Here is a 19,277-nt window from a genome sequence, read left to right as displayed (position 1 = left end):
AGCACAATGACAGTTCAGACCCGCATCAACGCATCCCGCCGCTCTCCCACCGTTCTGGTGGCCGGCGGCGCCGGCTTCATAGGATCCCATCTCTGCGACGCGCTTTTGCAGCGCGGCCACACCGTGATCTGCCTCGACAACCTCTTCACGGGGACGACCGACAACATTCGGCCGCTGCTCAATCATCCGAATTTTCGCTTCATCGAACACGACGTGCGGGATCCCGTCGAGATCGAGGGCGACATCGACCGGATCTACAGCCTCGCCTGCCCGGCGTCGCCCCGTCATTACCAGAAGGATCCGGTCGGCACGATGAAGACGTGCGTGCTCGGCACCATCAACATGCTGGAGCTCGCGCAGCGGAAAGGCGCCCGGGTGCTGCAGGCATCGACCAGCGAGATCTACGGTGATCCCGAAGTGCATCCGCAGCCGGAATCCTATCTCGGCAACGTCAATCCGATCGGACCCCGGGCCTGCTACGACGAGGGCAAGCGGGCCGCGGAAACGCTGATGTTTGATTACCATCGCATGTACGGAGTCGAAATCAAGGTCGCGCGTATCTTCAACACCTACGGACCCCGGATGCTGGAGAACGACGGACGCGTGGTCTCCAACTTCATCGTGCAGGCGCTTCGCGGAGAGCCGATCACGATCTATGGAGGTGGTACGCAGACCAGGAGCTTCTGCTTCGTCGACGATCTCGTGCGTGGCCTCCAGTTGCTCATGGAGAGCCCATCGTCAGTCACCGGACCGTGCAACCTGGGTAATCCGCACGAGGTTACGATCGAGGCGATCGCGCGCGACGTGCTGGCGTATACGGAATCAGCCTCCCCGCTCCGGTTCGAGGAGCTGCCGAAAGACGATCCGAAGCGCCGCAAGCCCGTCATTGACACGGCCGTGAAGGCGTTGGGGTGGCGCCCGCGCGTGGCGCTCAAGGATGGTCTTCGCGCGACGATTGCTTATTTCGCCATGCGCATGGCCGGCGAAGCGCCGGCACTGGTCCCTGCCATTGCATCGCGGAGGAGCGGACGTACCGGGGCACGCGGCCAGCTCACGATCGCAGATCGGCAGTAACAGCCCACGAACCCGCGCGAGCCCTCAAGCGCGTGAAGCAGCCGCGCCACGGGCCGGCTTGCAGAGGTTCTCGAGATGGTACTGGTATTCGGATATCGCGCGATTGGCCATCCGGATTCGGTTTGCCTGCCCTTCCTCGACCATCATGGTGATGCGTTGAGCCAGAAACACGCACGCCTCGAACTCATCGTGGATCACCCCGCTGCGGGCCAGAAAGTCCCATGCGATCTCATAGGCCTGTTCGGCAGCAGGATTGCGGTAGTCGCTGAAGATGATGTGCGCCATTGCAGCAAAACGCGGATGAGAGGGTTTCGGTCCTGCGAGCCCATATCAGGACGCAGGCGACTCAGCGGCCGAAGCCGCTGGTCTCGCCCTTGCGGGTGTGATGTTCGATCAGGCCGCCTGGCGCTGATGCGCCAGATATTCCATCGTCACCTTCTCGACGTTTGAGTCGATCCAAGCGGCCATGCGCTGCTCCTCCTTCAGCGATGTCTCGAGCGGCTCCTTGGCCTCCGCGAAACCAGCGGCGCCGCAGAGGGCGAGCAGAGACTTGTAGGCAGCGATCTCGAAATTCTCGAAGGCATTGTTGGCGAAAGTGTTCTTGAGAATCTCGTCGCCGGCCACCGAGTGTGCCATGGCTTGCATGTTCGCCATCATGGACTGCGTCGTATCCTTGAGGCTGGAGGTACTCTCGCCGCAAGCTTCTAGGCATCTCTCCAGCCGCTTCAGTTGCTCGTTGGTCTCCTGAAGGTGAGCGGCGACCTTGGCCTTGACCTCGGGATATTCGTCCAGTCGTTCCGACTGACGTTCCATCAACTCTCGCGCCTGCACTTCCATCGCATGCGCATTGCGTAATCCAACCACGAATGTATCGCGGGCTGCGTTCGTCATTTCATGTTCTCCATTTCACGAGGCCCTGTCGCCGCCAACCGCAGTTTTGGTGGATCGTTCCTAGGGTGATCCACGACGCCAACGCCGGGTTCCGGCCGTCGGACCCGAAGCTAACCTGCGATAACAGAACGCAAATCCTCCTCCCGCCGCAGGAACGCCTCATGCAAATCACTGTTTCCCGGAGCGGGTGGTCGCATCGCCAAACGGCCGCAGCGCTCAGGGACACGAATGACAAACAATTTTCCGTACGTCGGCAGCTCAGGCCCTTCGCTTGACCGGCCTGGATCTGGCCGGCCGGGCGAGGGACGGCCGGACAACACTACCGATCCGTTCTTCATGACGATCCGCGACGATCTTGCGGACAAGGGTTTCTTCACGGCGACGGCGGAGGAGCTGATCACCTGGGCGCGGACGGGCTCGCTGATGTGGATGACGTTCGGGCTCGCCTGCTGCGCGGTCGAGATGATGCAGATGTCGATGCCGCGTTACGACGCCGAACGCTTCGGATTCGCGCCACGCGCATCACCGCGCCAGTCGGACGTGATCATCGTCGCGGGCACGCTCACCAACAAGATGGCCCCGGCGTTTCGCAAGATCTACGACCAGATGCCCGAGCCGCGCTACGTGATCTCAATGGGGTCCTGTGCCAACGGCGGAGGCTATTATCACTATTCCTACTCGGTCGTGCGCGGCTGTGATCGCGTCGTGCCGGTCGACATCTACGTGCCCGGCTGCCCGCCGACCGCAGAGGCGCTGCTATACGGCGTGATGCTGCTTCAGAAGAAGATCCGGCGCATGGGTACGATTGAGCGCTAGAGAATTGATTACATCGGACCCGAATGAACATGACGCAGATCTCGCTTCCCTCTTCCGCCGACGCGGAGCACCCGCAATCCGACCTCGACCGCAACGACAGCACGCGGCAGATCGTCGCTGACGTCGCCTATCGTCAGCTTGCGATTGTCAACGTCATCTTCGTCGGTTTCGAGAACGCCGGCGACGGCAATTGGGTGCTGGTGGACGCCGGCATCCCCGGATCGGCTGGCGCCATCCGCTCTGCCGCCAAGGCCAGATTCGGAGGAAACGGCCGGCCCGCCTGCATCATCATGACGCATGGGCACTTCGATCACGTCGGCGTTCTCGAAACGCTGGCGAATGAATGGGAGGTGCCGGTCTATGCCCATGCGGCCGAGCATCCCTATCTTGACGGAAGCCAATCCTATCCGTCGGCCGATCCCAGCGTCGGTGGCGGGCTGCTCGCCCGGCTTTCTCCGCTCTTCCCGACAAGGCCGGTGAACGTCGGATCGCGCCTCTATGATCTTCCCTTTGATCATAGCGTACCCTTCATGCCGGAATGGCGGTGGATCCATACGCCCGGCCATACCCCAGGGCATATCTCGCTCTGGCGCGAACGCGATCGCGTGCTGATCGCCGGCGACGCCTTCATCACGACGCGGCAGGAATCCGTTTACGCCGCGGTGACGCAAACACCGGAGATGCACGGGCCGCCGATGTATTTCACGCCCGATTGGGAAAGCGCGAAGACATCGGTGCGCGCACTTGCCGCGCTCGCTCCAGAGATCGTCGTCACCGGGCACGGCGCGGCGATGCAGGGGCCGCAGATGCGCGCGGCTCTCGATGCTCTCGCCGAACGGTTCGACGAAGTTGCCGTGCCTTCGCAATATCGACGCGGAGTCGTCGAGGACAGAGCTTGATCGCGCTGCACGGCTAGGAACGGTGGATGCTTCACATGATTGGTCCGACATCGAAACCTCAAGGAGAAGACAGATGCGTAAGACGATCCTGACGATCTTTACGGCAGCAATGCTTGCAGGCGCTTCAGTCGGCGCAGCGTTCGCGCAAGGTGCAGGCGGTGGCGCTGGTGGCGGCGCAGGCGGCGCCGGCGGTGGTGCTGGTGGCGCAGGAGGTGGCGCTGGCGGCGGCGCGGGCGCTGGTGCCGGCGGCGCAGGCGGTGGTGCTGGAGCTGGAGCTGGCGCTGGCGGTGCAGGAGCCGGCTCGGGCGGAGCCGGCGGCTCCGGTGGCGGCGGCATCACCCATATCGAGCGGGGCGGACAAGGTGCTTCGAGTCCTCCCGGCATGCGCAACGAGACGACCCCACCGTCCAACGGCACCATGCCGCGGCGCTAACGGTTCGCGGTTCGCAATTTTCTAACGCGCGCTCCCTGCTGTTGCGCGCCTGAGAGCGGCCTCGGCGAGATCCTCTCCTCGCCGGGGCCGCATCGCGTTCACGTCTAAAATTTAAAGGCTTTCAAAAATAGTCGCTAGAAACTCCATAGGAACGCAACCCGGCAGCACTCATTGCGCAATAGCGTCAACACAAAAAGGAGCTGCGCATGTACTACTTCGACAAGCGACTGCAATATCCGGTCAGGGTCGAGAAGCCCGATCCGATCTTCGCCCGCCAGCTGCAGCAAGCCATCGGCGGCGTCGAAGGCGAGATCCGCGTCTGCCTTCAGTATTTCTTCCAGGCCTGGGGCGCGCGGGGGCCGGCCAAATATCGCGACATCCTGCTTAATACCGCGACCGAAGAGATCAGCCACATCGAGATGCTCGCGACCGCGGTAGCGCTGAACCTGGAGAATGCGCCGGCAACGATGCAGGAGACCAGCCTGCAGGCCAATCCAGTCGTCGGCGCGGTGATGAACGGCGGTGAGCGGCCGCGGCATGTGATCGAGGGCATGCTGCACCGGCATCTGCTCTCGACCGGCATGGCTGCCTTCCCTGCCAATTGCGACGGCGTCCCCTTCGATTGCTCACATGTCTATGCCAGCGGAAATCTGGCCGCCGATATGTATTGCAACGTCGCGGCTGAATCCACCGGCCGGACCCTCGCCGTGCGTCTCTTCAACTCCACCAGCGATCCCGGCATGCAGAACATGCTGAGCTACCTGATTGCGCGCGACACCATGCATCAGCAGCAATGGCTCGCAGTGATCGAGGAGATGGGTGCGGACGCCGCCCTGCCTATTCCGAACAGCTTCGACCGCAGCAAGGAGGCGACCGAATTCAGCTACATGTTCATGGGCACCGAACGCAACGCCGCGCCGTTGCAGCCGGGGCGCTACTGCGAAGGTCCTTCGCTCGACGGCCAGGGGTCGTTCAGCTTCCGCGCCGGGTTCGAGCCTTTGGGCGAGGAGCCTGTGCTCGGACCGGCGCGGCCGGATAGCGGCGCACAGGTGGAGCAGATGAACGAGCCGCCGGTGACGAACGCGTTGGCCTGATTCTCGTGCAACGGCCGGGGTCGTCCGATGAAAGGGACGCCCTGGCCGACGTCTAGCGACGCCGAGCCACCAGAACGCCCAGCAGAAACGCCGCAAAGACCGCTTGCAGCGGCGCTGCCCTGGTCATCTTCCGCAGTTGGTCGGCCAATTGCGCCGAGGGCGCTTGGGAACGCGCATCGAGTCCTGTTCTTGTATCACCGTGCGGCGCGTGCGAGCCGCTCTGCGCGGTGAACTGATCGTCCACAAGACCCGACGCTTCGGTCATGGCGGAGCTTTCCCTGATATCCATGCTGATCCTCCAGTGCGGTTTTCCAGCCAGCGATCGACCTCGCCGAAGACAATGTCCAGCGACCCGAGGATCGCCGAGACGTCCGCGAGCAAATGCCCCCTGCAGAGAAAAGTCCATCGCTTGCAGGTGGGCGAATCCCGGCGACCTGATCTTGCACTTCTAGGGACGGTTGGTCCCGTCCGCGATGAGGAACACACCGAACTCGCCCTTCGGTGCCTCGACGGCGACATAGACCTCGCCGGCGGGAATGTGGAAGCCCTCCGTCTAGAGCTTGAAGTAGTGAATCAGCGCCTCCATGGAACGCTTCATCTCGCCACGTCTCGGCGGCGCGACCTTGTTGTCCTGCACGAGCACCGGGCCCTGGCCGTCGGCCGACTTCAGCTTCTCGATGCATTGCTTCATGATACGCACGGATTGCCGCATCTCCTCCATGCGGATGAGATAGCGGTCGTAGCAGTCGCCGTTCCTGCCGACGGGGATGTCGAAGTCCATCTCGGCATAGCAGTCGTAGGGCTGTGCCTTTCGCAAGTCCCAGGCCGCGCCCGACCCCCGTACCAGCACGCCGGAGAAACCCCAGGCCCAGGCCTGATCGAGCGTCACCCGGCCTATATCGACGTTTCGGGCCTTGAATATGCGGTTGAGCGAGAGCAAACGATCCAGATCGTCGACGACGCGCAGGAACGGATCGCACCAGGCTTCGATATCGTCGATCAGTTTTGGTGGCAGATCCTGGTGCACGCCGCCGGGGCGATAATAGTTGGCATGCATCCAACTGCCGGACGCACGCTCGTAGAACACCATGAGCTTCTCGCGCTCTTCGAAGCCCCAAAGGGGGGCGTCAAGGCCCCCACGTCCGTCGCTTGCGTCGTGACGTTCAGAAGATGAGACAAGATGCGGCTGATCTCGTGATAGAGTACCCTGATCAGCTGCCCTCGCCGCGGAACTTCAAGCCCGATCAGTTTCTCTATCGCCAGGCAAAATGCGTGCTCCTGCGTCAAAGGAGCGACATAGTCGAGCCGGTCGAAATAGGGGATCGCCTGAAGATAGGTCTTGGCCTCGATCAATTTTTCGGTGCCCCGATGCAGAAGACCAATGTGCGGATCGACCCGTGCGACGACTTCGCCGTCAAGTTCGAGCACGAGCCTGAGCACGCCATGAGCGGCGGGATGCTGTGGACCGAAATTGATGGTGAAATTTCTAAGGCTGGGAGATTGGTCAGGCATACGGCTTCCGATCGAGGACATCCGTCACCTTAATCGCGATCGGCATCGAACGGCTTCACACAGGTTAACGATTCACGTCGAACCCGAGAAAAGGAGCCGTCAACGTTGCACTTTGGAACGCCGCTTCACGAGGGACGTTCAATGTTGAAATTGGAGATTTTCATGAAACATCGATTGCTCCTGGCTGCCGCGTCTCTCGCGCTCGTGGCGGGGATCGGCTCCCCAACGGCGGCCGTCGCACAAGACCGCTACTGCCTTCAGGGCCGCGTCTGGGGCTACCCGGGCAACTGCCAGTTCGCCAGTTACGCTCAGTGCATGGCGACTGCATCGGGAACGAACGCCTATTGCGGCGTCAATCCTCGCTATGCCTATGCCCGGCGATATAGGGGATATCGGTGACCAGTCCCGCTTGCGGACTGATAATCGATTCTCGTTCTGATCGATCCCGCCGCTGAGTCGCGCGGCCCCGTGGCAGCAGAGCAAACGCTCTCGGCCGTCGTGTTCGCCCGGCGGTCTTGGTCTCGGCCCGTATCATGGCGGTGCATTTCTGAACCCAAAACGCGAACGCCTCGATCGGCTGACCGTTTCGGGCGTCTGAACAACGGCGGGTCGCCTCGCCGTTACGTCGTCGACCTCTTTGCGCGGATGACAACGCCCTGACGGCCTCGAGGCCGCGGCTGAGCGCAGGAGCGATCTCAATTTCGGCAATCAGACCTTTCTGCGCCTTCGTCACGCACTCAAGGCTCACCAGCCTCCAACCGCAAGGGCCTGTTGAGGCGGTTGCTCCTCGAATGCGAGTAAGGTTGGTTACTGGTTCATCTACCTTGAATTGTCGGAGGGCACCGGGGTTCATCGATTCACAGCATCGCTCAGCGGTGAGGAGGCGGTCTTCGCCGTCTGCGCCGCGAAGCGGGCGATCAGACGACGAAGCTGCGCCTTGTGCACCAGACGGCCCGCCGTCTTCGGCGAGACCCAGATTGCTTCGCGCTCTCCCTTTTCCGGCCACCAGCGCTCCTGGCCGTGGACCCTCATCGGAAAGACGGCGACGTCCATGGTCTGCTTGCGATCACCCTTCCGTTTGCGATGCTTGAAGGAGCCCAGCGCGCGCTTTGCGGTGACGCCGACAAGACCGGCCTCCTCGTAAGCCTCGAGCGCCGCCGTTCGGTGTGGCTCCGTCTTGCGCATCGGGGACCCCTTCGGGACGCTCCACCTGCGCTTGCGCCTGGTCGTGATCAGCATCACACGCAATTCGGAATTGTTCAGCGTGAACGGCAACGCCGCGAATTGTTTCTTGCCCATCGGGCGCCTCCAGTTTGGTCGATAAGCCTACGCCGCAGCCATCGTTCCTTTATGCGGCGAGTGTCCATGCCCGATCAGAACTTCCGTTCGACCATCTTTAGGCGCAATCCGGAAATGGCTTCGCCCGGATTCAGGCCCTTGGGACACGCCTTCGCGCAGTTGAGGATGGTGTGACAGCGATAGATCCTGAAGGGGTCTTCGAGCTTGTCGAGGCGCTCGCCCGTCGCCTCGTCGCGGCTGTCATTGATCCAGCGTGCGGCCTGGATCAGGGCCGCTGGGCCGAGGAAACGCTCGGAATTCCACCAGTAGCTCGGGCACGACGTCGAGCAGCAGGCACAGAGGATGCATTCGTAGAGTCCGTCGAGCTTCGCCCGATCCTCATGGCTCTGCCGCCATTCCTTCTGGGGCGTAGGTGACACGGTTTGCAGCCAAGGCTCGATCAATGCGAGCTGTGCGTAGAAATTCGTCAGATCCGGAACGAGGTCCTTGACCACTGGCTGGTGCGGCAAGGGTAGCACGCGTAGCGGCTCGCCGTTCGGGACGTCCTCGCTCATGGACTTGGTACAGGCGAGCGTGTTCTGGCCGGCGATATTCATCGAGCAGGAGCCGCACACACCTTCGCGGCAGGACCGCCTGAACGTCAGTGTGGAGTCGATGTTGTTCTTGATCCAGATCAGACCGTCCAGAACCATGGGCCCGCAATCGCTCATATCGACGAAGTAGGTGTCGAGCCGGGGATTGCGGCCGTCGTCGGGATTCCAGCGATAGACCTGGAATTCGAGCAGCGATTTGCTGTCCGGCTTAGGCCAGATCCTTCCCTTTTCGACGCGGGAGTGTTTCGGAAGCCTGAACTCGACCATGTTACCTCCGGACGGACATGAGGCGTTGACAAAAAACCGCGGCGTTCAGCTCATTGGCGCGGTGAACCGCGCATCAGCCGAGATTGAAGCAGCGTAGTTGCAGGAGATCGTCCAGCGACACGCCGAACAGCACGATGCGAAAGGCCGGCGCTGTCGCCAGCAGCAGCAGCAACATGAAAATGGCATAGACCAGAGCCGGCGGGGTCTCTCTAGCGAGCCTGTAGACTGCTTTCCGCATGTACCCTCGCTTGCGAGCCGGCGCGTGTCATGGCGGCGCCGATGACCAACATGGCCGCACCCCATAGCAGGAAGCCGATGTCCCAGAAGATTCGCTGTTCGTCAGGCACGGTCTCATTCACCTGGTGCAGCTTGAAGATCTCATGATCCATCACGCCTTCAACCAGATTGAAGATGCCCCATCCGAGCAAGACCGCTCCGAGACACCGGCTGCCCGACAAGTGAATGTCGGACCCGCGCGCCCGTTGCCACAGCACATACAGGCCGAGCAGCACAAGAACATAGGCCGCGCTATGGAAGATGCCGTCCCAGGTCGTGTTGAGCTTGACGTTGTCGATGGAGTCGAGCGGGTACCAGCCGCTTAACATATGATGCCATTGCAGCAGTTGATGAAACACGATGCCATCGAAGAACCCGCCCAAACCAAGCCCGAGAAGGACACCCGCGTAAATCGGGAAGCTGCGTGGATTTCTGTCTTGCATGAATTTACTCGTGCGCCGGTCGGCATCTGGACGATGAACAAACCGTCCCCAGTGCTGCCGTTCCTATGATCATGACGCATTCCCCGTGCCAATAACCTGCGTTAACCTGCCGGCTCACGCCACGATGCCGATGACATCAGGTGGAGCATCGCTCGGCTGCTTACGGCGTCGATAGGAACGTTCGAAACGGTCGCAGCGTCTTGTGAATCCAACATTGGAGATTCCACCATGTTGAGAAGATCGTTTTTGCTTGCATTAGGCGGCCTCGGACTATCGACCTACGCTGCGCAATCCAAACCAATCCCACAGCGGGATTTTCGAACGGCCGACCTCATGGGTGGGGCGTTTGCGATGCAGACCAGTCAGCTCGCCCTGACCCGCATCGGCAATCCCGACATCATCGATTTCGCGAATGCAGAGATCGCCGAGCAGGTCCAGGTTGCGAGTGCGCTGGGAGCAGCGGCGGGCTCGGCACCGCTGCTGCCGGATCATGCCGCTCTGCTTCAGCGCCTTCAGGCCACACCATCGGGTCCCTTCGACCGGATGTATGTGCAGGGGCAGATCCGGGGGCACCGTGAATTGCTCGCGCTCAACAACTCGTATTTGCGATCCGGTGGCAACCCCAGCGAACAGCAGGTCGCACAGATGTCGCTGCCGATTATTCAGCGCCACCTGGCGATCCTGAGCGATCTCAGGGAAGTGCGCTAGGCTAGAGCTTGACCAAGCGACAAAGGGAGTGGCCTTGGCCGTGTGTGTGTCGGCACCCGTCAAAGTCTTCGATGATTCCAATCGCGAGGAGCCGATATGGCATATGCCCTGTTCAAGGACGGCGAAAAACTGAGCCGGACCTTTTCAACGAAAGAGGAAACGCTGAAAAAGGCCGACGACGCCGGTCTGGTCGAAAGCAGTGGGGGTCAGCCCAGGCTCGAGGACGACCTGAAGATCAAGCCCTGCTCGCCCGACCCCGAACCTGGAAGCGAGGACGACCTCGACTGGACGCCGGGAAACCCGGCGTCCTGATCCTCAATCTAGCAGCCCTTGCAGATGCTCTTGATCTTTCGATCGACGTGGGAATCCTGAGAGTTCTCGGAGCGTATTTCGGCATCGCCCGGCATCGACGGACCGGGTGTCGCAGTTCCGTCGATCCGTCCGCTGCTGGTGCCTCCTGCGGGATTGCCGGCCCGCCCGACGGTGGTCGATCCTTGCGGGCCGCTACCCGTTGATTGGGCCGTGCCAGCGGTGTTCGTGCCGGTAGCCGTCGTGCCGCGCGAAGCCGCGGCCGCGTCGGCTGGGTTGCCCAGGCTGGGCGATACATCCCCCGTCTGGTTTGTCGCTGCTGTCGACCCAGGACCTGCAGACCCAGGACCTGCAGACCCAGGACTTGCAGAACCAAGGCTCGAAGCACCGCCGGCTGACCCGGGGCTGGTCGCACCGCCGGTGCCGCCGCTCGTGCTGCTCGCGCTTGCTCCGCCCGATCCTCCCGAACCGCCACCGCCACCGCCCCCGCCACTCTGCGCCGAGGCGGCCCCTATCGACGCGCTCGCCAGGAAGGCGATCAGCATCAAGCTCGAACTTGTCCTATGCATTGCTCAGCTCCTCTCACGATCATTATGCGTGTGATGTTGATCGCGCTCACCACCGCCTCCCGAGACGTGTGATTTGCGGTCGTTGGTGGGCGTTCCGGGCGCAGGGCGCTCGTGCTCGCGACCTCCCTTTTCCGGGTGCTTGCGGTCCTGCCGCGATGAGCCCGGGCCACCGAAGCGTTCAGTGTCAGAGTTCTTGTGTGGCATTCATCGGTCCTGCTGGTAGCCTTGGTTTGTCGTGTTCTGCTTGATGTTGCCGTGACGGCCCTGGGTGTCGAAGTTCTCGCGGCCGGGCACCTTTTCGCTCGTCTCGATCCTTGGATCAGATCCGGGTCCCTTGTCGCTGCGCTGCTCTGGCGGTACGGGGGGCATTTTGGACATTGCATGCTCCTTGTTTCGGTCTCGCGACCTCATGTGCTGGCAATGAGATGCGGCGGCGGTCGTTCCTGATCGATGCTGATGCATGCCCGTAGGAACGAACGATTCCTGCCTGTGTTGACCCCGCAGTTCATACCGAAGGCTTTTTGTTCATGGTCAAGGATCTATCGCGGGAAACGGAGAAGAACGGCACCCGGAAGCTGATGATGGTGGGTTCGGCGGTGGCCGCCGTCCTGTTTGTAGGTTTCATCGTCTGGTTCGCCGTCCCTCAGATGTTCGGGGCAACAGACTATTTGGGCCGCCCCTCCACGGGAGCAGACAAAGGTGCACCTGCCACAACGGTCGGCGCTGGAGTTCCAACGCAACGCGAAGCGGTCAGCAAAGCGGCGAAGGAAAACCCAGCTGGCACCGAAGATACGACCGGTGCCCGTGCGCGGAATGTGAAACAGACCGCTCAGCCTGCTGGCCTCAATGATCAGCAACGCGAGCAGCTCCGCGCCATCATCTCATCGGCGCATAGCCCGACAATGGATCGGCCGAATTTCGAAATGATGATCGGTACGTCTGTGCCGCGCCAGACCGACGTGGCCGACCTGCCGCCCGAAGTCACGCAAGTGCTGAACGGGTTCTGGGGCGACCAATATCTGATCGCCGGAAACGATCTTGTCATTGTCGATCAGCATTCGCGCCGCGTCGCGGCAATCATCGCGGGCGTACGCTGATCGCGCGCCGCCGCATCGACCGATCGTAGAGAGGACAATTTATGCCGAAAGCAAAAGCACCTGAAAACGACCCGAGAGAAACACCGGTCGACGATCCGCGACAGCAGTCCGATTTGCCAACCCACCGGCAGACGGACCAGCCTTGGCAGGGAAATCCCGAGAAGGAGCAGATCGATCCAAAGCGTCCCCCGATTGATCTGGAGCGGTGGCAAAAATCGAATACCCACTAGCTGGCACGCGGCCGACCTCATTCACGTGTCAAGCTCATGGATGGTGGGCCGCAGGTCGCCGCCCTCATCCAGATCAAGCGTTGCCAGCGTGATCGGCAGCCTGAAGCGCCTTGGACCGGCACTTCCAGGATTCAGGAAAAGCACTCCGTTGTTCGTGTTGACCTGCACCCGATGCGAATGTCCGGATATCACCACGTTCACGCCGGATGCTGCAGGGTCAATGGCGAGCGCCGTGAGATCGTGCAGGATGTAGAAGCAACGAGCGCCAAGGTGCACGGTTTCGGTTTCGGGATAGCGCCTCGCCCACCCCCCGGCGTCGACGTTTCCCCTGATGGCGGTGACCGGAGCTATCTGGCAAAGCCTCACCAGAACCTCCGGCGCGCCGATATCACCCGCGTGGAGGATATGCGACACTCCCGCAAGACAGCGTTCGGCCTCCGGCCTGAGAAGGCCGTGCGTATCCGAGATCACTCCGATCCTCAAGGCCATGATCCTCAATGCCCTGTCAGACCAAGGCGTCAGTGCAAGACATCCAAAGACACCTTTCCGATCTCCTCACCCTCCTGGTTCGTGACCAGGATAGAAAAGTGACGATTCCTGAGTTCGGGACGCTCCGCAAGAAGCCTCTTCGCGATCTCCTCGGCGACATCCAGCGCCATGATGTCATCGGGCAATTCAGCTCCCCCCTCGTCGGCAACGGTCTTGGAGTCGACCAGATCGAAATGATAGCGCGGCACGTCAACCCTCAAAATCCCTCGCAGGAACGCGCGATCTCAAGCCTTCGTTCCGGCGCTCGCACGCCGACTCCCGGCATTGTCCGCAGGAACCCTCAACGTCATCGCGGCATTGCTGTTTTTTGGAGCCGACACATGCTCGGAGAATTGCGCGTGCTTGCCCAGCCGGGCGCGATCATCGCCAGTCTCGCTGTCCTGTTGCTGATGGCCGCTGGCGACGCAGCGATCGTGATCGCCGTGAAGGGCTGGCCATTCTAGGCCGACGATCGATATCGGACTTATCCTTCTTCGGCCACCGTTCCCGCTAGCGCACAGGAACCTTTGTAGGCCTGACCGGTTCCGCATGTGAAGCGGAGTGCGACAAAACGTCAATGCAGGTCTGGGTACAAAGGGTTCTGGTGTTGTGCATGACGTGGCCGCTTGCTGCGTGCGCGGGCCGGCAGTCGGCGCTCGACCCTCAAGGCCTGCAATCCGACCAGATTCGGCACACGCTGTTTGTCTTCCTCGTTGTCGCGGCGACCGTCTGGACCGCTGTCGTCATCGTTCTGGGCGTGGGGCTATTGCGCCGGAAGCGCCCAGCCGATCAGCCACTGGACCTCCACCAGCCCTTCGAACAACGCTCCGGGCGCGTCATCCTCGCGCTTGGGATTGCGACCACCGTCATCGTGCTCGGCCTCTCCCTGGTCAGCTATGCCGGTCAGCGCACCGTCTTTGCCAAGGACGAAAAAACCCACACCATCAAGATCATCGGCCACCAATGGTGGTGGGAGGTCCGCTACGAGGCGCACAGTCCGCACCAGAGTTTCGTGACGGCCAACGAGATCCGGATCCCGACCGGCCAGCCTGTGAAGGTCGAGCTGGAATCGGCCGACGTGATCCATAGCTTCTGGGTGCCCAGCCTGACGGGCAAGATGGACTTGATCCCCGGGCAGAAGAACGAGCTGCAATTTACGGCGAAGAATGCCGGCATCTATCGCGGGCAGTGCGCCGAGTTCTGCGGAATCCAGCACGCCCACATGGCGTTCGCCGTGATCGCGATGTCTCCCGACGAGTTCGGCCGCTGGCGCGACCATGAAAACCAGAGCGCGAACAGCCCTAACGATCAGCTCGGCAAGCAGGGCGAGGCTCTGTTCCGGGCGCGCGGCTGCGCACTGTGTCACAACATCAGCGGTACGATGGCCGGCGGGCAGCTGGGTCCGGACCTCACGCATATCGGCAGCCGCACGACGATCGCGGCGGGAACGTTGCCGAATACGTCGGCCACGCTCGCGGCCTGGATCGCCGATCCCCAGCACATCAAGCCGGGCAATCTCATGCCGAGGATGCCGCTGCAATCGGACGAGCTCATCGCGATCCTTCGTTATCTGGAGCAGCTCAAGTGAGCATGGCCGCTGAACCAAATGAATTGCGGGACGACGTCCTGAACGGTCTGCAGCTTTCGACGCAGCTCGAGCGGGTGTGGCGCACGCCGTCTGGACTTGTCGGTGCGCTCATGTCGGTCGACCACAAGGTCGTTGGACGTCGCTACATCTTGACCGCATTCGCCTTTCTGCTCCTCGGCGGCATCCTTGCGGTCCTGATGCGCATTCAGCTGGCCGGGCCGGAGAAGACGTTTCTCTCGGCCGACAAGTACAATCAAGTCTTCACGATGCACGGCTCGACGATGATGTTCCTGTTCGCCGTGCCTGTCATGGAGGCGTTCGCCGTCTATCTGGTGCCGTTGATGGTCGGCACGCGGAACATCGCCTTTCCGCGCCTGAATGCCTTCAGCTATTGGATGTTTCTGTTCGGCGGCTGCTTCCTGTGGACCTCCTTCCTGTTCAACGTCGGCCCCGACGTCGGCTGGTTTTCCTACGTTCCCCTCTCCAGCCTGCAGTTCACACCGACCAAGCGCGCCGATGTCTGGGCGCAGATGATCACCTTTACCGAGGTTGCGGCGCTCGCGGTCGCCGTCGAGATCGTCGTGACCGTGTTCAAGCTCCGCGCGCCAGGGATGACGCTCGACCGCATTCCCCTGTTCGTCTGGGCCATGCTGGTGACGGCCTTCCTTGTGATGTTCGCAATGCCCTCGATCATGGTCGCATCGACGTCACTGATCCTGGATCGCCTCGTCAATACCCGCTTCTATGATTCCTCATCGGGCGGCCATCCCTTGCTCTGGCAGCATCTGTTCTGGTTCTTCGGCCATCCCGAGGTCTACATCATCTTCATCCCGGGCACGGGAATGGTTTCGGCGATCCTCGCGACGTTCGCGCGGCGGCCGGTGATCGGCTATCCCGTGGTGATCCTCTCCCTGATCGCGACCGGCTTCCTGTCGTTCGGCCTCTGGGTCCACCACATGTTCGTCACGGGCTTGCCCCAACTCGGTGCGGCCCTGTTCACGGCCTCCAGCATGCTGATCGCGGTGCCGAGCGGGCTGCAGATTTTCTGCTGGCTGGCAACGCTCTGGGACGGACGTCCAGTGTACCGGACGCCGCTGTTGTTCGTGATCGGCTTCATCGTGATCTTCGTGCTCGGCGGGTTGTCCGGCGTGATGGTCGCCTCGGTCCCGATCGATACCCAGGTGCACGACACCTATTTCGTCGTCGCCCACTTCCATTATGTTCTGATCGGCGGCGCCGTCTTCCCGCTGGTCGGCGCGGTCTACTACTGGTTTCCCAAGATCGCCGGCCGCATGCTGAGCGAAAGACTAGGGCGCTGGAATTTCTGGCTGGCCTTCATCGGCTTCAACGTCGCCTTCTTCCCGATGCACATTCTCGGGCTGATCGGAATGCCGCGCCGGGTCTATACCTACACCGCCGACATGGACTGGGCGCATCTGAACCTCGTGTCCAGCGGCGGTGCTCTCGTTTTCGCGTTTAGCTTCGCGCTGCTTCTGGCCAATGTGGTCTACAGCCTGCGCAACGGCGCGCTTGCGGGCGACAACCCTTGGGATGCCTCGACGCTGGAATGGGCGACCTCATCGCCGCCTCCGCCGCAGAATTTCGACCGCATTCCGGTCGTCAAGCACCGCGACCCGCTGTGGGCCGACAGCGAGAGCCTGCCTGTAGTCGCGGGTCTGAGCGCCGAGCGGCGCGAGGTCCTGCTGACCTCGCTTGCGGAAGCCGAGCCCCAGATCCGCGAGGCTTCGCCCGAGCCGAGTATCTGGCCGCTGCTTGCGGCGATCGCAACGACGATCTTCTTCATCGGATCCATCTTCACGCCCTGGGCGGTGCTCTGGGGCACGCCGCCGATGGCCGTGACTTTGATCGGCTGGTTCTGGCCAACCGGCAGCAAGGAGGACGAGGAGTGAGACAGACTATCGTCCGCGACGTCTCGGACCTGCCGACTTACGGCTACGGCCCGCGTAGTGGCCCGTGGTGGGGCGCCATGGGTTTCATGGCGCTCGAAGGCATGGGCTTTGCCATTGCCATCGGCGCCTACCTTTATCTCTACGCAGTCAACCCGACCTGGCCGATCGGAGCATCCCCGCCGGATCTCTGGCCGGGTACGGTCGAGACGGTGATTTATCTATTGAGCATCATTCCCAACGAGTTCACGAACCGCGCCGCACGCCGACAGGATCTCGCGAAGGTGCGGATCGGCCTGATCGTGATGGCCTTGATCGGCATCGCGCTCCTGGTGCTGCGCGGCTTCGAGTTCGCGCATCTCAACACCCGCTGGGACAATTCAGCCTATGGCTCGATCGTATGGCTCATTCTGGGGCTGCACACGACCCACCTTGCCACGGATGTCGGCGACACGGTCGTGCTGGCGGTGTTGATGTTCACGCGCCATGCGAAACCGCGCCGGTTCAGCGACGTGACCGACAACGTGTTCTACTGGAACTTCGTCGTGCTCGCCTGGCTGCCGCTCTATGTCTTGCTCGATTGGGTGCCACGCCTATGACCGCAGCCGAGGGACGTTCCAGACTGCTTTACTGGGCCGGCGTTGCGCTCGGGCCCATCGCGTGGGGGATCAATTTGCAGGGCATCTACGTGCTCGCGCACCTCGCCTGCGAACAGACCAGGATCAGCGGCGCGATCATGAGTGCGGCTCTGGCTGTCGTCGCCCTCGCGGGCACTGTCATTTCCGCCCGCGCGGTTCGACGCGGGGCGGGGGCTGAATGGACGGATGCGCAAGGCGGCGGGCCACGAACGTTCATGGCCTGGCTCGGCGTCGGCTCCGGCGTGCTGTTTGCGCTGGTGATCGCGAACCAGTTCGCCGCCTCGCTCATGATCAGCCCATGCCTGCGCTGAGCCTTGCAGCACTGCTGCTCGCGCTGTTCACGGCGCCGGCCGATGCGCATGGACTATCGGAGGTCGATCCCGGCTCGCTGTGGAGCTACGACCCCTGGCTGATGGCCCCGCTCTATGCCGTCGGTATCGCCTTCTATGTCGGAACGCAGCGGCTCTGGCATCATGCGGGCGGCGGCCGTGGCGTCAGCTTCCGCCAGGTCGCCGCATTCTGGACCGGATGGCTGGTGGCCGCGCTTGCCGTGACCTCGCCGCTGCACTGGCTCGGCGAGCGTCTGTTCACCGCACATATGGTCGAGCACGAACTGCTGATGGTGGTCGCGGCACCGCTGATGGCGTTTGCCCGGATCAATGGGCCGATGCTGTGGAGCCTGCCGGCCCGGCTTCGCCCGGCGGCGGGTCGAATGCTCAATCTGCCGATACTGGCGTGGCCGTGGCGGTTTGTGAGCCATCCCATGAGCGCGACCATCCTGCACGGCGCAGCGCTCTGGGTCTGGCACGCACCGCCGTTATATGCATGGGCGCTCGAGAATACGGCGATCCATCGTCTCCAGCACATCAGCTTCTTTGCGACCGCGCTGTTGTTCTGGTGGGTGCTGCTGCATGGCCGCGGTCAGGGCCGTAGCACACGAATTCGCGACGGCATCGCCGTCGCGTGCCTGTTCATCACGATTTTGCATTCGGGTGTGCTCGGGGCTCTGCTGACGGTGTCGCCGCGGCTGTGGATCCCCGGTCAAGGTGCCCTCGCCGGTGAATTCGGCCTCTCGGCACTCGAGGACCAGCAACTCGCCGGCATCCTGATGTGGGTGCCCATGGGCCTACTCTATACCGGCGCGGCGTTGTTCTTTGCTCACCGGTGGCTGACTGCGAACGGCGGCCATTCCCACCTGCCGCTCCCTTCAACATCCGGGCTGAGCGATGCGGCATAGGAACCGCAACTTCTGTTCGAACGTTCGCCTGCCGACTGCGACACTCCACGGAGGCCACATTGGAAAAACGATCCGTCATGGCGCTAACGGCTATCTTCACCGCAGCATTCTTGGTGCCTGCAGTCTTGAACGCGCAGGACCAACCCCAGCCGGGGATGTCGTGCCCGGTCGACCATGACAAGCTCGCCGATATCCTCAAGAAGAGCGTCAAGTCGGGCGGCGGCCCCAGCAACGGAGGTCTGGACAACAACGAATGGGCTGCCGTCGTCAATCGGCAGGGCGTCGTCTGCGCAATTGCCTACAGCGGCGGCAAGGTCGACGACCAGTGGCTGGGCAGCCGTGCCATCGCGGCCGAGAAGGCCAACACAGCGAATGCGTTCAGCCTGAAGGACAAGGCGATGGCGACCGCCAATCTCTATGCAGGTGCGCAGCCGGGCGGGTTCCTGTTCGGCGCGGCACTCGGCAACCCGCCATCCCAGGAAGCCTTGTACGCCGGATCTCCGGACAACTTCGGCACGGCTCAGGATCCGATGGTGGGCAAGCCGATCGGCGGCACGATCGTGTTCGGAGGCGGGCTCGCGCTCTATGACGGCAACGGCGTCACGGGCGCGCTGGGCGTCAGCGGCGACAGCTCCTGCGCGGATCACAACGTGGCCTGGCGCGTGCGTCACCAGCTCGGGCTCGACCGGGTGCCGGCCGGAGTCAGCCCCAACATGAAGGACGCGATCATCTACGACATCGGCCCCGACGGCAAAAGCCCGTCGGGATTTGGCCATCCCAAGTGTAACGGCAAGGAAGATCAGATCTCAGTCGACCTCGGTGCCGGCGTATCCGGCAACGTGGTGAGATAGCGCTGCGTCAATGCCGCT

At 62.3% G+C, this 19,277-nt stretch carries 27 protein-coding genes and 1 pseudogene; 17 read left to right on the top strand and 11 right to left on the bottom strand.

Going from position 1 to position 19,277, the window contains the following annotated elements:
* Positions 1 to 6: 6 nt before the first annotated feature.
* On the top strand, positions 7 to 1,074 hold the full coding sequence (locus tag IVB48_RS21125) for a UDP-glucuronic acid decarboxylase family protein (RefSeq protein WP_247358984.1): 1,068 nt from the start codon (positions 7 to 9) through the stop codon (positions 1,072 to 1,074).
* A 24-nt stretch (positions 1,075 to 1,098) separates the two neighbouring features.
* Here the strand turns inward: IVB48_RS21125 and IVB48_RS21120 are convergent, their stop codons facing one another.
* Both IVB48_RS21120 and IVB48_RS21115 read right to left on the bottom strand, forming a co-directional pair.
* Positions 1,099 to 1,359 carry a hypothetical protein gene (locus tag IVB48_RS21120; RefSeq protein WP_247358981.1) on the bottom strand — a complete coding sequence of 87 codons (261 nt, stop codon included), beginning with the start codon at positions 1,357 to 1,359 and terminating at the stop codon, positions 1,099 to 1,101.
* Between the two features lie 108 nt (positions 1,360 to 1,467).
* A complete protein-coding gene (locus IVB48_RS21115; RefSeq protein ID WP_026234016.1) occupies positions 1,468 to 1,965 on the bottom strand; it encodes a ferritin-like domain-containing protein in 498 nt (165 codons plus the stop codon).
* Between the two features lie 228 nt (positions 1,966 to 2,193).
* Between IVB48_RS21115 and IVB48_RS21110 the strand changes: the two genes are divergently transcribed.
* From IVB48_RS21110 to IVB48_RS21095, 4 genes are all read left to right on the top strand, one after another.
* Positions 2,194 to 2,781, top strand: a complete 588-nt coding sequence (locus IVB48_RS21110) for an NADH-quinone oxidoreductase subunit B (protein WP_276576833.1) — start codon at positions 2,194 to 2,196, stop codon at positions 2,779 to 2,781.
* A 29-nt stretch (positions 2,782 to 2,810) separates the two neighbouring features.
* Positions 2,811 to 3,680 (top strand): MBL fold metallo-hydrolase, encoded by an 870-nt coding sequence (locus IVB48_RS21105; RefSeq protein WP_247402516.1) that lies wholly within the window; start codon positions 2,811 to 2,813, stop codon positions 3,678 to 3,680.
* A gap of 73 nt (positions 3,681 to 3,753) precedes the next feature.
* On the top strand, positions 3,754 to 4,113 hold the full coding sequence (locus tag IVB48_RS21100; protein ID WP_247402512.1) for a hypothetical protein: 360 nt from the start codon (positions 3,754 to 3,756) through the stop codon (positions 4,111 to 4,113).
* A gap of 206 nt (positions 4,114 to 4,319) precedes the next feature.
* Positions 4,320 to 5,207 (top strand): manganese catalase family protein, encoded by an 888-nt coding sequence (locus IVB48_RS21095; protein WP_247402509.1) that lies wholly within the window; start codon positions 4,320 to 4,322, stop codon positions 5,205 to 5,207.
* 52 nt (positions 5,208 to 5,259) lie between these two features.
* Here IVB48_RS21095 and IVB48_RS21090 read toward each other — a convergent pair whose 3' ends face one another.
* Entirely contained in the window at positions 5,260 to 5,496 is a 237-nt protein-coding gene (locus tag IVB48_RS21090; RefSeq protein ID WP_247403056.1) for a hypothetical protein, read from the bottom strand.
* Positions 5,469 to 6,719, bottom strand: a pseudogene (locus IVB48_RS21085) (NADH-quinone oxidoreductase subunit D). The gene IVB48_RS21090 and the pseudogene IVB48_RS21085 overlap by 28 nt, the downstream one beginning before the upstream one ends.
* Positions 6,720 to 6,881: 162 nt before the next feature.
* On the opposite strand from IVB48_RS21085, the gene IVB48_RS21075 reads away from it, so the two are divergent.
* A complete protein-coding gene (locus IVB48_RS21075; RefSeq protein ID WP_247402501.1) occupies positions 6,882 to 7,118 on the top strand; it encodes a DUF3551 domain-containing protein in 237 nt (78 codons plus the stop codon).
* A 450-nt stretch (positions 7,119 to 7,568) separates the two neighbouring features.
* On the opposite strand, the gene IVB48_RS21070 is transcribed toward IVB48_RS21075, so the two are convergent.
* The 4 genes from IVB48_RS21070 to IVB48_RS21055 all read right to left on the bottom strand — a co-directional run bounded on the left by IVB48_RS21070 (position 7,569) and on the right by IVB48_RS21055 (position 9,597).
* Positions 7,569 to 8,018 carry an NUDIX hydrolase gene (locus tag IVB48_RS21070; RefSeq protein ID WP_247402498.1) on the bottom strand — a complete coding sequence of 150 codons (450 nt, stop codon included), beginning with the start codon at positions 8,016 to 8,018 and terminating at the stop codon, positions 7,569 to 7,571.
* A gap of 74 nt (positions 8,019 to 8,092) precedes the next feature.
* Positions 8,093 to 8,878, bottom strand: a complete 786-nt coding sequence (locus tag IVB48_RS21065; protein WP_247402495.1) for a succinate dehydrogenase iron-sulfur subunit — start codon at positions 8,876 to 8,878, stop codon at positions 8,093 to 8,095.
* Positions 8,879 to 8,951: 73 nt separating this feature from the next.
* Positions 8,952 to 9,116, bottom strand: a complete 165-nt coding sequence (locus IVB48_RS21060; protein WP_247402491.1) for a hypothetical protein — start codon at positions 9,114 to 9,116, stop codon at positions 8,952 to 8,954.
* A complete protein-coding gene (locus IVB48_RS21055; protein WP_247402489.1) occupies positions 9,088 to 9,597 on the bottom strand; it encodes a DUF2243 domain-containing protein in 510 nt (169 codons plus the stop codon). Before IVB48_RS21055 ends, IVB48_RS21060 begins: the two co-directional genes overlap by 29 nt.
* A 228-nt stretch (positions 9,598 to 9,825) precedes the next feature.
* Between IVB48_RS21055 and IVB48_RS21050 the strand changes: the two genes are divergently transcribed.
* Together IVB48_RS21050 and IVB48_RS21045 are read left to right on the top strand one after the other, a co-directional pair.
* The gene (locus IVB48_RS21050; protein WP_247402487.1) at positions 9,826 to 10,305 is read left to right on the top strand and encodes a DUF4142 domain-containing protein; all 480 of its coding nucleotides are present in this window, start codon (positions 9,826 to 9,828) and stop codon (positions 10,303 to 10,305) included.
* 96 nt (positions 10,306 to 10,401) lie between these two features.
* On the top strand, positions 10,402 to 10,617 hold the full coding sequence (locus tag IVB48_RS21045; protein ID WP_247402485.1) for a hypothetical protein: 216 nt from the start codon (positions 10,402 to 10,404) through the stop codon (positions 10,615 to 10,617).
* 569 nt (positions 10,618 to 11,186) lie between these two features.
* Here the strand turns inward: IVB48_RS21045 and IVB48_RS21040 are convergent.
* Both IVB48_RS21040 and IVB48_RS21035 read right to left on the bottom strand, forming a co-directional pair.
* A complete protein-coding gene (locus IVB48_RS21040) occupies positions 11,187 to 11,387 on the bottom strand; it encodes a hypothetical protein (protein WP_081747988.1) in 201 nt (66 codons plus the stop codon).
* Positions 11,388 to 11,561 carry a hypothetical protein gene (locus IVB48_RS21035; RefSeq protein ID WP_247402483.1) on the bottom strand — a complete coding sequence of 58 codons (174 nt, stop codon included), beginning with the start codon at positions 11,559 to 11,561 and terminating at the stop codon, positions 11,388 to 11,390.
* A gap of 149 nt (positions 11,562 to 11,710) precedes the next feature.
* On the opposite strand from IVB48_RS21035, the gene IVB48_RS21030 reads away from it, so the two are divergent.
* Positions 11,711 to 12,280, top strand: coding sequence for a DUF1236 domain-containing protein (locus IVB48_RS21030; protein WP_247402480.1), 570 nt, complete (start codon positions 11,711 to 11,713; stop codon positions 12,278 to 12,280).
* A 41-nt stretch (positions 12,281 to 12,321) separates the two neighbouring features.
* The gene (locus tag IVB48_RS21025) at positions 12,322 to 12,510 is read left to right on the top strand and encodes a hypothetical protein (protein ID WP_247402478.1); all 189 of its coding nucleotides are present in this window, start codon (positions 12,322 to 12,324) and stop codon (positions 12,508 to 12,510) included.
* A gap of 21 nt (positions 12,511 to 12,531) precedes the next feature.
* Here IVB48_RS21025 and IVB48_RS21020 read toward each other — a convergent pair whose 3' ends face one another.
* Positions 12,532 to 12,999 carry a metallophosphoesterase family protein gene (locus IVB48_RS21020; RefSeq protein WP_247402476.1) on the bottom strand — a complete coding sequence of 156 codons (468 nt, stop codon included), beginning with the start codon at positions 12,997 to 12,999 and terminating at the stop codon, positions 12,532 to 12,534.
* 98 nt (positions 13,000 to 13,097) lie between these two features.
* Between IVB48_RS21020 and IVB48_RS21015 the strand changes: the two genes are divergently transcribed.
* The 7 genes from IVB48_RS21015 (at position 13,098) to IVB48_RS20985 (ending at position 19,259) form a co-directional block, all read left to right on the top strand.
* Positions 13,098 to 13,502: a hypothetical protein gene (locus IVB48_RS21015; RefSeq protein ID WP_247402474.1), complete on the top strand. Its 405-nt coding sequence runs from the start codon at positions 13,098 to 13,100 to the stop codon at positions 13,500 to 13,502.
* 149 nt (positions 13,503 to 13,651) lie between these two features.
* On the top strand, positions 13,652 to 14,626 hold the full coding sequence (coxB, locus tag IVB48_RS21010; RefSeq protein ID WP_247402471.1) for a cytochrome c oxidase subunit II: 975 nt from the start codon (positions 13,652 to 13,654) through the stop codon (positions 14,624 to 14,626).
* A gap of 2 nt (positions 14,627 to 14,628) precedes the next feature.
* Positions 14,629 to 16,536, top strand: coding sequence for a cytochrome c oxidase subunit I (ctaD, locus tag IVB48_RS21005; RefSeq protein ID WP_247402467.1), 1,908 nt, complete (start codon positions 14,629 to 14,631; stop codon positions 16,534 to 16,536).
* Positions 16,533 to 17,132, top strand: a complete 600-nt coding sequence (locus IVB48_RS21000) for a cytochrome c oxidase subunit 3 (protein WP_247402465.1) — start codon at positions 16,533 to 16,535, stop codon at positions 17,130 to 17,132. Before ctaD ends, IVB48_RS21000 begins: the two co-directional genes overlap by 4 nt.
* Positions 17,129 to 17,482, top strand: coding sequence for a hypothetical protein (locus tag IVB48_RS20995; protein WP_247402462.1), 354 nt, complete (start codon positions 17,129 to 17,131; stop codon positions 17,480 to 17,482). The genes IVB48_RS21000 and IVB48_RS20995 overlap by 4 nt, the downstream gene beginning before the upstream one ends.
* Positions 17,470 to 18,408, top strand: a complete 939-nt coding sequence (locus IVB48_RS20990) for a cytochrome c oxidase assembly protein (RefSeq protein ID WP_247402460.1) — start codon at positions 17,470 to 17,472, stop codon at positions 18,406 to 18,408. Before IVB48_RS20995 ends, IVB48_RS20990 begins: the two co-directional genes overlap by 13 nt.
* Positions 18,409 to 18,467: 59 nt before the next feature.
* Positions 18,468 to 19,259, top strand: coding sequence for a heme-binding protein (locus IVB48_RS20985; protein ID WP_027570900.1), 792 nt, complete (start codon positions 18,468 to 18,470; stop codon positions 19,257 to 19,259).
* The last annotated feature ends 18 nt before the right edge of the window (positions 19,260 to 19,277 follow it).

The sequence above is a fragment of the Bradyrhizobium sp. 76 genome (assembly GCF_023073025.1).
Taxonomy (GTDB): Bacteria; Pseudomonadota; Alphaproteobacteria; order Rhizobiales; family Xanthobacteraceae; genus Bradyrhizobium.
This window is presented reverse-complemented; position numbering and strand designations above follow the sequence as displayed.

What these genes read in the sequence shown, in the direction of transcription:
- IVB48_RS20990 (WP_247402460.1), top strand. Translation starts at nt 17,470, where the DNA reads ATGCCTGCGCTGAGCCTTGCAGCACTGCTGCTCGCGCTGTTCACGGCG.
- IVB48_RS21025 (WP_247402478.1), top strand. Translation starts at nt 12,322, where the DNA reads ATGCCGAAAGCAAAAGCACCTGAAAACGACCCGAGAGAAACACCGGTC.
- IVB48_RS21125 (WP_247358984.1), top strand. Translation starts at nt 7, where the DNA reads ATGACAGTTCAGACCCGCATCAACGCATCCCGCCGCTCTCCCACCGTT.
- IVB48_RS21065 (WP_247402495.1), bottom strand. Translation starts at nt 8,878, where the DNA reads ATGGTCGAGTTCAGGCTTCCGAAACACTCCCGCGTCGAAAAGGGAAGG.
- IVB48_RS21030 (WP_247402480.1), top strand. Translation starts at nt 11,711, where the DNA reads ATGGTCAAGGATCTATCGCGGGAAACGGAGAAGAACGGCACCCGGAAG.
- IVB48_RS21020 (WP_247402476.1), bottom strand. Translation starts at nt 12,999, where the DNA reads ATGGCCTTGAGGATCGGAGTGATCTCGGATACGCACGGCCTTCTCAGG.
- IVB48_RS21100 (WP_247402512.1), top strand. Translation starts at nt 3,754, where the DNA reads ATGCGTAAGACGATCCTGACGATCTTTACGGCAGCAATGCTTGCAGGC.
- IVB48_RS21075 (WP_247402501.1), top strand. Translation starts at nt 6,882, where the DNA reads ATGAAACATCGATTGCTCCTGGCTGCCGCGTCTCTCGCGCTCGTGGCG.
- IVB48_RS21060 (WP_247402491.1), bottom strand. Translation starts at nt 9,116, where the DNA reads ATGCGGAAAGCAGTCTACAGGCTCGCTAGAGAGACCCCGCCGGCTCTG.
- IVB48_RS21105 (WP_247402516.1), top strand. Translation starts at nt 2,811, where the DNA reads ATGACGCAGATCTCGCTTCCCTCTTCCGCCGACGCGGAGCACCCGCAA.
- IVB48_RS21035 (WP_247402483.1), bottom strand. Translation starts at nt 11,561, where the DNA reads ATGTCCAAAATGCCCCCCGTACCGCCAGAGCAGCGCAGCGACAAGGGA.
- IVB48_RS21045 (WP_247402485.1), top strand. Translation starts at nt 10,402, where the DNA reads ATGGCATATGCCCTGTTCAAGGACGGCGAAAAACTGAGCCGGACCTTT.
- IVB48_RS21110 (WP_276576833.1), top strand. Translation starts at nt 2,194, where the DNA reads ATGACAAACAATTTTCCGTACGTCGGCAGCTCAGGCCCTTCGCTTGAC.
- IVB48_RS21050 (WP_247402487.1), top strand. Translation starts at nt 9,826, where the DNA reads ATGTTGAGAAGATCGTTTTTGCTTGCATTAGGCGGCCTCGGACTATCG.
- IVB48_RS21120 (WP_247358981.1), bottom strand. Translation starts at nt 1,359, where the DNA reads ATGGCGCACATCATCTTCAGCGACTACCGCAATCCTGCTGCCGAACAG.
- IVB48_RS21040 (WP_081747988.1), bottom strand. Translation starts at nt 11,387, where the DNA reads ATGCCACACAAGAACTCTGACACTGAACGCTTCGGTGGCCCGGGCTCA.
- IVB48_RS21115 (WP_026234016.1), bottom strand. Translation starts at nt 1,965, where the DNA reads ATGACGAACGCAGCCCGCGATACATTCGTGGTTGGATTACGCAATGCG.
- IVB48_RS20995 (WP_247402462.1), top strand. Translation starts at nt 17,129, where the DNA reads ATGACCGCAGCCGAGGGACGTTCCAGACTGCTTTACTGGGCCGGCGTT.
- IVB48_RS21090 (WP_247403056.1), bottom strand. Translation starts at nt 5,496, where the DNA reads ATGGATATCAGGGAAAGCTCCGCCATGACCGAAGCGTCGGGTCTTGTG.
- coxB (WP_247402471.1), top strand. Translation starts at nt 13,652, where the DNA reads ATGACGTGGCCGCTTGCTGCGTGCGCGGGCCGGCAGTCGGCGCTCGAC.
- ctaD (WP_247402467.1), top strand. Translation starts at nt 14,629, where the DNA reads ATGGCCGCTGAACCAAATGAATTGCGGGACGACGTCCTGAACGGTCTG.
- IVB48_RS21055 (WP_247402489.1), bottom strand. Translation starts at nt 9,597, where the DNA reads ATGCAAGACAGAAATCCACGCAGCTTCCCGATTTACGCGGGTGTCCTT.
- IVB48_RS21070 (WP_247402498.1), bottom strand. Translation starts at nt 8,018, where the DNA reads ATGGGCAAGAAACAATTCGCGGCGTTGCCGTTCACGCTGAACAATTCC.
- IVB48_RS21095 (WP_247402509.1), top strand. Translation starts at nt 4,320, where the DNA reads ATGTACTACTTCGACAAGCGACTGCAATATCCGGTCAGGGTCGAGAAG.